Annotated in this window: 8 protein-coding genes; 6 read left to right on the plus strand and 2 right to left on the minus strand. The window is 45.9% G+C overall.

The window, feature by feature from the left end:
* Nucleotides 1–33: 33 nt before the first annotated feature.
* Both L3C95_RS09355 and L3C95_RS09360 read right to left on the minus strand, forming a co-directional pair.
* Nucleotides 34–3,021, minus strand: a complete 2,988-nt coding sequence (locus tag L3C95_RS09355; RefSeq protein WP_236387049.1) for a DUF5060 domain-containing protein — start codon at nucleotides 3,019–3,021, stop codon at nucleotides 34–36.
* Between the two features lie 453 nt (nucleotides 3,022–3,474).
* Nucleotides 3,475–4,248 carry an NUDIX hydrolase gene (locus L3C95_RS09360; protein ID WP_236387052.1) on the minus strand — a complete coding sequence of 258 codons (774 nt, stop codon included), beginning with the start codon at nucleotides 4,246–4,248 and terminating at the stop codon, nucleotides 3,475–3,477.
* A 314-nt stretch (nucleotides 4,249–4,562) separates the two neighbouring features.
* Between L3C95_RS09360 and L3C95_RS09365 the strand changes: the two genes are divergently transcribed.
* From L3C95_RS09365 to L3C95_RS09390, 6 genes are all read left to right on the plus strand, one after another.
* Nucleotides 4,563–7,994, plus strand: coding sequence for a ThuA domain-containing protein (locus L3C95_RS09365; RefSeq protein ID WP_236387054.1), 3,432 nt, complete (start codon nucleotides 4,563–4,565; stop codon nucleotides 7,992–7,994).
* Between the two features lie 341 nt (nucleotides 7,995–8,335).
* A complete protein-coding gene (locus L3C95_RS09370) occupies nucleotides 8,336–10,108 on the plus strand; it encodes an ABC transporter ATP-binding protein (protein ID WP_236387056.1) in 1,773 nt (590 codons plus the stop codon).
* A 210-nt stretch (nucleotides 10,109–10,318) separates the two neighbouring features.
* Nucleotides 10,319–10,474, plus strand: a complete 156-nt coding sequence (locus L3C95_RS09375) for a hypothetical protein (RefSeq protein WP_236387058.1) — start codon at nucleotides 10,319–10,321, stop codon at nucleotides 10,472–10,474.
* A gap of 83 nt (nucleotides 10,475–10,557) precedes the next feature.
* On the plus strand, nucleotides 10,558–11,637 hold the full coding sequence (locus L3C95_RS09380; protein ID WP_236387059.1) for a DUF692 family multinuclear iron-containing protein: 1,080 nt from the start codon (nucleotides 10,558–10,560) through the stop codon (nucleotides 11,635–11,637).
* A gap of 38 nt (nucleotides 11,638–11,675) precedes the next feature.
* Nucleotides 11,676–12,131: a cupin domain-containing protein gene (locus tag L3C95_RS09385; RefSeq protein ID WP_236387061.1), complete on the plus strand. Its 456-nt coding sequence runs from the start codon at nucleotides 11,676–11,678 to the stop codon at nucleotides 12,129–12,131.
* Between the two features lie 299 nt (nucleotides 12,132–12,430).
* A complete protein-coding gene (locus tag L3C95_RS09390) occupies nucleotides 12,431–12,880 on the plus strand; it encodes a VOC family protein (RefSeq protein ID WP_236387063.1) in 450 nt (149 codons plus the stop codon).
* Nucleotides 12,881–12,956 lie beyond the last annotated feature (76 nt).

Here is a 12,956-nt window from a genome sequence, read left to right on the forward strand (position 1 = left end):
TTTGCAAGCAGCATACTACTGCTATGACTAAAACTACAGAACATCAAACACTAATGCATCCAGCAGGAACCAATCACCACCCAGATTATCGATGGTGATATTGTGTGTACCAGCAGGAATCACTGCCACGTACGAAAGATTAGCAATTGCTGTCTGATCGATCACCAGTACACCGTCTACGTAAACACTTATCCGGGCGTTCTGTGAAACTGAAGCCCCGGTTGTCAGTTTACAATATCCATTCTGTGGAAAGTTGACATTGATGGTAGCCGGATTGTAATACTCCGGATGGGCAGGTTCACCATATACATACATGGCCAGGTTAGCCGCATCGGGCGTCAAAGTACCGTCTGCACCAAGTGTAAAGCTGTTCACCGGAGGCATGCTTCCCCACGGATATCCCGGCTCAACTAATCTGGCACTGGCAGTCTGCCCGGGTGCAGGTATACCAGAAGCAAGCGATGGTACAAAAGAATAATGATCTACCTGCACCCAGTCGCCACCGAGATTGTCTACCGTGATGCTATGCAATCCGGGCGGGATGACAACAACATAAGAGGTGTTAACAATTGCCGCCTGGTCAAGTAGTTTAACGCCATCCACGTACACTGTCACCCGTGGGGAACCTGATGATATGGTAGCAGCGGTACGTACTTCGAAATACCCCGTCTGTGCATAGTTAGCAATAAAGGTAGGTGGGTTGCGGTATTGCGTATTGGCCAGACTGCCATAGATAAACATTCCCAGACTGGAAGTACCGGGTGTTATACCGGCGTTGTTTACCGTAAAAACCGGAGCCGTGGTAGCGGCCCAGCCCAGCGTGGGCGACACTGATACAGGTGCGCTAAGTGCATTCGGCGTGCTATTGCTCAAGGTAGCAGTAAACGCAATGTCCCATGGAAGTTCGGGCAGGCCGAAGGTCAATACGTTATTGACAGCGGTAGCCACACGTGTGGCAACAGGTTGTGCAGGAGCGGTAGTAGCGGCAGGCGCACAACTATAGAAGTTGATGGTATACGTCCCATTGCTCATACCGGGAATGTTCACAATAGCGCCGGCAGGCACCGTTGGGGGAGGCGTAGTGTTGCCATTGGAAAAATACTGATGGCTGTACAGCCTGTATAATACGTAACCTGCCGCCTCATTACTATCGGCGCTTTTCAGGAAATAAAGATTCAAAGGCCCTGCTGCATTGATGAACCTGAATTGAGATACCAGTATCCAGTCTGTCCCAAGGTTGTCTACTTTAATAGTATGCACCCCGGCACTAACAGGTACGGTGTAGGTAGTGTTTGTCTGCGCTGCCTGGTCGAGTACCAGTACACCGTCGACATAAATGGTTACCCTGCCGCCTGACTCGCTGATATCATTTGCAGTCACCAGCACAAAGCTTCCGTTTTGCAGGTAGTTAACGTGGAAGGAGGGTGGTCTGCGTAAGCCGGTATTGTTTGTGCTGCCCCAAACGAACTGCGAAAGCTGGCTTAAACCGGGCGTCAGTTCCCCTTCATTATCCAGTGTAAAGTCAAATACAGGTTTAGGGTCGCCATTTGCGTCGGGCCAGTTCCCCTCCGGGATGACGGTCAGGTCAATCGGATTGGTGTTCAAATAGGTCGGGAATGCCTTCTGGTAATTGCCGCTTACAAAAGGTACTATGTCTTTGAAAGCTGACAACCGCGAGAAATGCGGATACAGGTTCTGATCGTCCACCCAGTGTTCCCACCATGGCTGAGCAGCGCCCATAGCACCGCTTAGCAGGGTAGCCCACATTACGTTGTGCATACTGATGCCGTTTGGATCGACGAGCTTTGCCTGGTCTGCGTAAACGATCATGCCAAACTCACCGTCCAGCACCGGTTTCGAATAAGTGCTGAGGCGCTGTTGATTGAGGTTGGCGAGCAGGCGTGGCATACGTGGATCCTGCTTGTATTTGTGTACCTGTGTAAAATCGATGCTGGTGCTGCGCCAGGTGCCGTCTCCATAGATCTCATTTCCGAAGGAACTGGTAACCAGGTGGTGAGGATCGATCGACTTCAGATAGCTGGCCATTTCATCATGCCATTGATCAATAACAGCTGAGTTGTCAAACTTTATCTCGTCGTCAGGTCTGCTCTTGTAGTACGGCGTGTTGTCTACTTCGTTAAACAATTCCCAGCTTTGCAGGCTGCCTGCATATCCCCATCTTGCTACCAGATAGCGTAAGCGGTTTTTGAAGATATCTTTTGCAGTACTGTTGCTGTAAAACGCCAGCGGTTCACTGCATGGGCCACCCTGCACGGTATTATACGGGTTATTTTGCCACTCATCGCCGGCTACAAACTGGTTGTGATAGTTGATGCAGAGCATGATGGCATAGCCGTTGGTTTGTCCGCGGTTGAGCAGGTAATCGATCTGTTTCGCTGCCGTTTGCTTGTATTGCTTTAGCTTGTCGAAACCGGTGAGTCCACCCACGTTGGTCCATTCCAGCGCCACACCCCAGGTGGCCATCCAAATGCGGATAAAGTTGACGCCTGTAGGTTCCAGCTTATCCAGATAATTGTTATAATCACGGATGACATCTGCATTCGGATAGGCAATATTTTCTCCTACAGGAATGTATTGTGCACCACTGTCCCACTGGAGATAACTGGTATTGGTTTTCCGGATATACCCCTTGCCGGTAGCGGAGATGCCGGAGCAGGTGAAAGAATATGCAGCACTCGTCGCAGGTGTGCCGCCTTGCAGGCTGCCCGAGAGTACATACGACCATTGGCCTTGTTCATCAGGCGTAAACCGTACGCGGAATGCCGCGGTACCAGTGGGTGTAAGGGCGCCTGTGCTCAGGTCAATAGTATAGTCCTGCATCCAGAAGGCATCTACTGTTCGTTGTACGCCCGAGGGAGAGGTAAAAATGGCCTGAACAGCAATGTCTGTATAATCGTAAGGGTTGGTGTAAGTAGCACTAAGATCAATAATGGCTTCATACATATCCCATTTGGCCACGGTGGCCTGAGTTGGAGCAACTCCATTGAAAGTGATTGGCATAAGATACGGTTAATAATGTGATCGATAAATTTTAAGGGTCTGATTCATGCAGGGTGATTGGTCCTGATGTAAGCGGCCAGGTTTTTGGATAGCCAGCCTGGAAATGTCATTGTTGCTTTCTGTTCAAACATCTTTTTACATGAGTGAAGGATGGGGTGTCGCTATCCACAACAAAGTGGCTGTTTTTACAAAAGTTGTACTAGGATAGACTGTATTAATGGCGTTAACAAACTTGCAAAAACAGATCAGTGTTTTCCGTGGTTTCAGCGGCTTTTAATGATTTTCGTGCACGACAATTCGATTTATTATGAACGTTCAACAGGCGCCTGATTAAGAAAACTGTATGTTACCTGTTCTCTTGTTCGGCAAATCGAATCAGTATAAAAATACTAATTTTTTTAGCAGTAAAAAAATTAAGTTGATTCGTGCTATCGGGCTCTGCTTTGAATTGCTTTAGAAGCCTAGAAAGATGCCATTCTTTAAAGCCGCATCATAATTCTTTTTTTCAAACTTATACAGGTAAGGCGACCGGTGTGCACCGATATTCCTTACTTCGTCCAGCTTTTTTATGATGCCGGTCGACATTAATTTTCTTGTAAAATTCCTGTTGTCGAGCATTTTCCCTAAAATCGTCTCATACAGGCTGTGGATCTCGGGAAGTGTAAACTTACGTGGCAGCAGTTCATAACCGATAGGGTAGTGGTAAATATCCCGGCGCAGTGCTTTTAGCGCCTCTTCAATAATTAATGCATGATCAAACATCATGGGTGGTAATTGAGAAACCGGCCACCAATCAAGAGCTTCGTCAAAGGGGCCTTTTTGCACAGTTACCAGCGAAAATTCAGTGAGCGTATAAAAGGCAATGGATACACTATAATCCAGGATCCAGGAATCGGGTGGTGGTGTCATGCCGGCGTTTTCAATGGCTTTTTTTATCGCCTGCCAATCGTCTTTTGTTCTTGAAGGATGACCAAATGACTTGAATTGCTCCAGGAAAAGATTTTTCAATCCCGTTCTCAGAAACGCGATATGATGTGCTGCTTCTTCAATTGATTCGGTCTTACGCACATATCCACCGGCCACTGTCCATTTGAGCTGGAAATTGGGCCGCTGAAGCAAAACCTTCAGTTCCCTGTCATGGTAACCGAAAATGACATTGTCAACCGCTACATGCTTAACATACACCTGCTCATCAAAATAGGAGGGGTCTAATTCTCTCGTATCCATATCTTGCCTTTAGTGCTATTAAAAATTACGACTTTTTATTCGGTTCATTGTCAGGTATTTATGCAAATATCCCCTCCTCAAAGTTATGTATTATGTCAATTTGACGAAATAAATTTTGCTGATTAATAAACTCCCCTTAGTTTTATTCCGTCATTTATACGTTATGAAAGTGCTTGTTCAATAGATCAGTATTGAACCGTCAGGTGATACTATGCCACCTGCTTCCATATTGATAGCCGCTATATAAACCGGTGCTTAACCCAGTTAATGACAGCAACATCCGCAATTAACCATCACTACAAAATATCAATATCATGGCCAGGAAACATCTATCGGCTTTTGTACTGTTATTAGCTATTTTGACCTTAGGAACGGGTTATACCTATGCTCAGTCACTCCGCGTGCTGGTATTTTCAAAGACCGAGGGTTTCAGGCATTCTTCAATCATTGCCGGCAAAGAAGCTTTTTCAAAAATGGCAGCTGAGAAAAACTTTGCAGTCGATTTTACCGAAGATGCTTCACTGTTTAAAACATCAAACTTAAAACGTTACAATGCAGTTGTTTTTTTGAATACGACTGGTGATGTATTGAATGATACACAACAGCAGGAATTCGAAAGATATATACAGGCCGGTGGCGGCTTTGTTGGTATTCACGCGGCTACAGATTGCGAATATGACTGGCCATGGTATGGACGACTGGTAGGCGCATGGTTCCTTGATCATCCAATGCCGAATAATGTGCAGAAAGGTAAGTTCTATGTGGTAGATAAAAACAGCTTTGCTACCAGAGAGATGCCCGACACATTCGAACGTACTGATGAATTTTACAGCTTTAAGCAAATAGATCCCACTATACACCCGTTGGTAAAGCTCGACGAAAAAAGCTATACAGGTGGTAAAAACGGCAACAACCATCCTATGAGCTGGTATCACGATGTTGACGGTGGCCGTTCATTTTATACCAACATGGGACATACAGATGAGACGTTTAAAGAGCCGCTCTTTTTAAAACACCTGTATGCTGGTCTTCAATATGCCATGAGTGCCAAAGCACCTGTTACATTGGATTATTCAAAGGCCAAACCCGAAGAGAACAGGTTCACCAAAGTGGTGCTGGCAGAGAAGCTCAATGAGCCAATGGAAATTACCGTGTTGAATGACGGACGCGTATTATTCATTGAACGGCATGGTGCTGTAAAGTTGTATAACACTAAAACAAAACAGCTGAAAACCATCGCTACAATCCCGGTAAGTACAAAGTATAAGGACAAAGAAGGTAAAGAGTCTGAAGCGGAGGATGGTTTACTGGGATTGAACAAAGACCCCGATTTTGCTTCGAATCACTGGATATATCTCTATTATTCTGACCCGTCTAAACCACGGAACATCCTCACCAGGTACACATTAAACGGCGATGTACTTGACCTGAAATCTAAAAAGGTGTTACTCGAAGTATCAACGCAACGCGAACAGTGCTGCCATACAGGTGGCTCAATAAGCTGGGATGGTCAGGGTAATCTGTATCTATCTACGGGAGATAATACCAGTCCGCGGGCAACGGCCTATGCGCCTATCGATGAACGTAACGACAGATCGCCCTGGGACGCGCAGAAATCTTCCGCCAATACAAACGATTTAAGGGGGAAGATCATTCGTATCAAACCGCAGGCAGATGGCTCATATACCATTCCTGATGGAAATCTTTTTCCCAAAGGCACACCGAAGACACGCCCGGAAATTTATGTAATGGGCGACAGAAATCCATTCAGATTAGCCGTTGATAAAAGATCCGGATTTTTATACTGGGGTGAAGTAGGACCTGATGCCAACGATCCTGATTCAGTGAAAGGTCCGGCAGGATATGATGAAATAAACCAGGCTAAAAAAGCCGGAAATTTTGGCTGGCCTTATTTCGTGGGCGATAATATAGCTTACCCCAAAGTGGATTTCAACACCAATGCAGTCACTGGTAAATTTGATGCATCAAGACCTGTCAATACATCGCCCAACAATACCGGCCTGAATGAATTGCCGCCCGCACAGAAGGCATTCATATGGTACCCCTACGGTGCATCAAAGGAGTTCCCAATGCTGGGTAGCGGTGGTAGAAGTGCGATGGCTGGCCCTGTTTTCTATAGTGATGATTTCAAAAAGGCGGCACGCGCTTTCCCTAAATACTATGACGGAAAACTGTTGATATACGAATGGATGCGAGGATGGATTATGGCAGTAACACTGGATAAGGAAGGTAACTATGTATCGATGGAAAGGTTTATGCCCAGCTATAAGTTTAGCAATCCGATGGACATGGAGTTTGCCGATAACGGCGATCTGTATATGCTGGAGTACGGCTCCGGCTGGTTCTCAGCCAATGACGATGCCAGATTAATTCGTATTGAATACAACGGCGGTAACAGAAAGCCCCTGATCCAGATGTTGACCGATAAATCCGGCGGTGCTATTCCGTTACAGATAAATCTTTCTGCCAACGGAACGACTGATCCCGATGGAGATACACTTAAATACTTGTGGAAAATAACATCTAAAAATGGCTTTGCTAAAACAATTGCAGGCCCGGATGCTGGTATTATGCTGTCAAAGCCAGGCTTGTATAAAGCCACTCTGACCGTGTCTGACGATAAGGGAGGAATAGCCACGCAGTCAATGGAATTAACAGCAGGGAATGAGGCGCCTGATGTGAGGTTTGAAATTGGCAGAAACAATAGAAGTTTCTTCACAGCGGGAAAGACATATAACTACAAAGTGCATGTAAAAGACAAGGAAGATGGAACCTTAGCTGGCGGTAAAGTAAAGCCGGCAGACATCCTGGTTAACATCGATTATGTTGCATCCGGACAAGATATTCCTGCTGTTCCAGCGGGGCATAAAGCACCGGTAGCTGGTTCAGATTATGCCAAAGGCCTGAAGCTGCTGAACGCCAGTGATTGCAGATCCTGCCATAGTGATTATAAGAAGTCTATCGGCCCAGCCTACTTTGCTGTTGCTAAAAAGTACCAGGGAAACAGCAATGTGCTCGAAAAGCTTGTGAAAAAGACAATAGCAGGTGGTAAAGGTGTCTGGGGAGATGTGCCTATGTCAGCGCATCCGCAACTGTCTGCCGACGATGCTGCCGAAATGATCAAATACATTCTTAGCTTATCGGCGCCTAAACCGGTGAATAAATCATTGCCTGTGACTGGAGCCTACACTGCAAAAATACCGGCAGGCGATAAAGGCAACGGCGTTTTTGTTCTTAATGCCGCGTATACAGACAAAGGTAATAATGGCTTGCCTGGCATAACATCCGTGGATGCTATTACATTGCGCAATCCTAACATTAACCCCACAAAATATGACATAGTAAAGGATGCTACGAAGATGAGCTATGGTGGCAACAACTTTATTATTCCTGCACAGTCAGGTAGCTATATCGGTCTAAAGCATATTGACCTGACAGGTATTACCGGTGTGGAATTTATTGCGATGGCACCCAAAGCACAGTTGAACGCCGCAGGTGGTATTATAGAACTTCACGTAGATGATCCTAATGGTAAATTGCTGGGACAGACGCCGTTTATCGGTGACGTGCAGGGTGGTTCTTTATTCAGCGGTAAGCCGGTACTATTGCCTGTAACCACTACTGAAGGTTTTCATGATATTTATCTTGTGTTTAAAAATAAAGATGCTGCTTCGGGATCTTCTCTCATGGTAGTGCTGAATACTACCTTTAAAATGGCGGATTAATTAGTATTTCTCCTTATTTACAACTGCATAGTAAAAAGGTCGTATCATAGTGATACGGCCTTTTTACATATTGGGTGTATTTACTGATTACTAATCTCAGCGTATTTCATTCATCACCTGGCACATAATTCTCCCGCTATGCAAACAGTTTCAAAAATTTTTCACACCTTTGCAATTCCATTTTAAAACTCAGACAATGAAAGGCAGGTTTCGGATCACCTTCATATACTAAGCAGTAGCATTTTCCCGCAGTATTGACTGTGTGGCCCGCTCTGATCATATTCTACTCCTGGAAGTCTACCGGGAGAAACCCAATTATTTACTTTTTCATTAGTCAGAAAATGCCAAATCCATATATCGCTTTGTTGCGGACAGCATACCATTATGCGCGCCACGAACGAAAAACATACATACTTGTATATACGTTATTCATTTTTGCGAATATCATTTACTCCCTGAATCCCATTCTTTTCGGCTGGTTCATCGGGAAGATCCAGCACGATACCCAGCGGGTCTTTTATTACGCGTTTCTTTATGCGGTTACTTATTTCGGACTGAAACTTGTCGAGTGGTGTTTCCACGGCCCGGCACGTGTCATGGAGCGCCAGCTGGCCTTCAACCTCAGTCGTAACTTCCTGATGGAGCGCTATCACCAGGCCCTGCACCTGCCGATAAAATGGCACCAGGACCATCACAGCGGTTCCACTATCAACCGTATCCGCAAGGCCTTTGAAGCACTAAAGGAATTTTTTGATAAAGGATTCATGTATATCCATGCACTCGCCAAAATGGTGTTTTCGGTTACTGCGATGCTGTATTTTTCTCCGCTGTTTGGCAGTATAGGCATTCTGCTGGGTTTAGTCACCATCTGGGTGATCATGAAATTTGATAAGCCCTTTATTAAAACACTCGATGAAGTAAATGAGCGGGAGCACGTGGTCTCTTCCACACTCTTCGACAGCCTGTCGAACATTATGACGGTGATCACGCTGCGTCTGGAGAAAAGCATGGAAAGCGGACTGCTGAGTAAAGTGCAGCTCATTGCGCGGCCGTTCAGAAAAAATGCTGTGATCAATGAATGGAAGTGGTTTGCGGCCGACATGTTAGTGAGCCTCATTTATGTGGTAGTTGCTGCCGGATATGTCTACCAGAATTGGAAAGCAGGCGAGGTGTTCCCTGTAGCAGGATTGATTACCCTGCTGGGTTTTGTTACGCAGTTTACCACGGTATTCCACGACGTTGCCTGGCAATACACTGAGATCGTGCAGTTCAATACCCACGTGGAAACAGCCCGTAATATTGAAAAGGCCTATAAGGAACAGCACCGTCCGGATCAACCGACCGATTTGCCGGATAACTGGCAGACTATCGAGATCAGGAACCTCAATTTCTCGCACCGTAACCAATACGACAGCGAACATGCCCCGCAAAGCCTGCATAATCTGCGTCTCAGCATCGGCCGGGGGAAAAAGATCGCCCTGATCGGTGAAAGCGGCAGCGGAAAAAGCACCCTGCTCTCTCTGTTAAGGGGGTTGTATAATCCAGAGCCGGGTATGCAGTTAGAAGTGGACGGTAAGCCCTTCGGATTGGATACCATCAACGAAACTGTTACCTTATTCCCACAGGAACCAGAGATATTTGAAAACACTATTGCTTACAATATCACACTTGGCCTTCCTTTTACCGACGAAGAAATAATGGAGGTCAGCGAAAGCGCCCATTTCACGGATGTGATTCACCATCTTCCCAAAGGACTGGAATCGGACATACGGGAAAAAGGTGTAAACCTTTCTGGTGGACAGAAACAACGATTGGCGCTGGCACGCGGTATTCTGGCGGCTCGTGAAAGCGAAGTGGTGTTGCTGGACGAACCGACCAGCAGCGTGGATCCGAAAACGGAAGCAATGATCTATCAGAAAATGTTTGCAGCTTTCAAAGACAAGGCGCTCATTTCTTCCATGCACCGTCTGCACCTGCTATATCAGTTCGACTATATTTATGTGCTCCGGCAAGGTAGTATTGTGGCTGAAGGAACGTTTGAATACCTCCGTGAACACAGCGCCATTTTTCAGGAGCTGTGGAAACACCAGAAGGATACAGGTAGGGAAGGATAATTGACGGCGTCCTTAAATTCCTGAAACACTAGTAATTGCATAAATGGCTGCTTTGACCTCCAGGTCAGGGTGGCCATTTTTATTTCTGCCTGTAACCTTTTTCCTGTTGCGACGTTTCACAGGTAACAACTCCCGAGACCTGTAGTAACTGTAGCCGTAGCTGGGACAATAATTACGCATTTTCTTATTCATCTTCAAAAAAGCAAAAGAATGAAGCTGCCCAAATCTCTGCTTAGCGCCATCCTTATTGGCATTGCTATCCAAACAACTGTCGTTTCCTGTGGGAAAGATGATCAACCCAAGCCGAAAGAAAAGCCGAAGCAGAATCAACCGCTGGGCAACTGCCCTGCCTGTGGTATGGGTTGATAACCGACATCCGACACTCACGCTGTAATTTCAAAAAGGTGCCTAAAATCTTATCCGCCGTTGCCTGTAATCTGGATGCAAACATGCTCGCAGCATGTTTGCCTTTGATGGAAGAGTCACGGATCGAAGCCATAGAATGGTCTTTCGATGCATTATACAAGGTCAAAGAAGTACCTGCCTGGTTCCGGGAACTACTGACAGCCTTCAGCAATGAGAAACGGCTGATTGGCCACGGTGTCTTCTTTTCTCTTTTTTCAGGTAAGTGGTTGCCCGAGCAGGAAAGCTGGCTAAAACACCTGGAGCAGACCACTGATGAGTTCCATTTTGACCACATTACGGAACACTTCGGCTTCATGACAGGTAAAGACTTTCACCACGGAGCCCCGCTGAATATCCCTTATACTACCGCCACCCTCAATATTGGAAGGGACAGGCTGAAGCGGATCCATGAAGCCTGCGGGCGCCCGGTTGGTCTGGAGAACCTGGCCTTTTCCTATTCGCTGGACGAAGTAAAGCGACACGGCGCCTTTTTGGAACAGCTGCTTGAGCCGGTAAACGGATTTATTATTCTCGATCTTCACAATCTGTACTGTCAGCTCCGGAATTTCGATATCTCTTTTGATGAGATGATTGCATTATACCCATTGGATAGAGTCCGGGAAATCCATATCTCAGGCGGCAGCTGGGACGATTCTGCCGCTGTACCCAACCGTCGCATAAGGAGAGATACGCACGACGATGCAGTGCCTCCTGAAGTTTTTCAGTTGCTTGAAATGACTATGGCACGATGCCCGCATCTTAAATATGTGGTGCTGGAGCAATTGGGAAATGGTCTGGAAACAGCAACGAGCAAACAATGTTTCTACAACGATTTCCTGCAGATGGAGGAGATCGTTCGTAAGAACAGTGATGATAACGATGCCGATACGCCTGATCCTTTTCTTCCCTTATCTCCTTTATCAACAGATACCGCTATAGAAGACATGATCCTATATCAGCAGCAGCTGGAACTTTCCGCTATTCTTGAATCGTCAGACTCTTATGCACAGGCAATGGATGCACTCCGGCAGTCTTCCCTGGCTAATTCAGACTGGAAAATAGAGCAGTGGGAGCCATATATGATTGAAACGGCTGTGAAGATTGCGCGGAAGTGGAAGAAGTAGGTGGATTTTTGTAACTTGATTTTACAAAACCCACTCCAATGACAAAACGCGAAATAACCCTCGTTTGCATCACCGCACTAATTATGTGCATCCCAATAGCCATTATTGCACATAAAAACCAGCAACCGCCCTTATCATCCACTATTTACGACTGGAATGATATCAAAGTGGAACCCACTAAAACAGGCGAAAGACGCCAGTTCCTTCAGGCGCCTACACCAACACTGGATGAACTGGAGCTGCATGTTACAACATTGAACCCCGGAGAAGCACCACATCCTCCACATCAGCATCCCGACGAAGAACTGATCATTATAAAAGAGGGGACGGTTGAATCGACCGTAAACGGCATCACGAAACGTGTCGGGCCGGGTTCTGTCATTTTCCAGGCATCCAACCAATTGCATGGTATTAAAAATGTGGGCACTACCAAAGCAGTGTACCATGTTATTAAATGGAAAACAGAAAAGACGCCTAAGGCTCCTATTCGCTGATAGCAGCTGACAAAAATAACCGGTGACACGGTAAGGATGCCTCCAAAGAATATACCTAACAACTCGTGGTGAATTTTTGTGATAAAGAATGCTGTAGCTGGGAAAGAAAAGTATGTCATGCGACGATGATAAATACGAACAGCACCTCACAAGCATATTTATTCGTATACGAATAAATTATATTGTAAGCTAAATGAAAAAAAATCTGTTCTTTTATCCTCATCTCGAATCCCAAAGACAACAGGATTGACCAGATCGCATTCTTCAAAATAGTTCATCACAAATCAAAAATGTAAACAATGGCAACCGTAAATGTCTATTTAACTTTTAATGGTAATTGCGAAGAAGCCTTTAATTTTTACAAGTCCGTATTCGGTGGTGAGTTCCCGTATATCGGACGATTTGGAGAAATGCCGCATGGTGAAGGCGGCATGAAAGTGGGGCCGGAAGATGCCAACAAGATCATGCATGTATCCCTTCCCATTAGTAAGGAAACGATGTTGATGGGAAGTGATTCAGGCGGTGAATGGGCTTCGAACTACAAAGAAGGCAACAACTTTTCGATCTCTGTAAACGCCGGCGACCGCCAGGAAGCCGATAAGCTGTTTGGCGGACTATCGGCAGGAGGGCGGGTAACTATGCCAATGGCGGACACATTTTGGGGAGCTTACTTCGGGATGTTCACAGACAAGTTCGGCATCAACTGGATGGTGAATTATGATGATCCATCAAAAGCAAAGCCGCAGTAAATACTGGCAGTTAACCTGTTTAATGCATTTCAAAACCGCTACAGCGATCAGTTGCAGCGGTTTTTCTTTTGATGTT

Origin of the sequence: Chitinophaga filiformis (assembly GCF_021646545.1) — a bacterium.
Lineage (GTDB): Bacteria > Bacteroidota > Bacteroidia > Chitinophagales > Chitinophagaceae > Chitinophaga > Chitinophaga filiformis_A.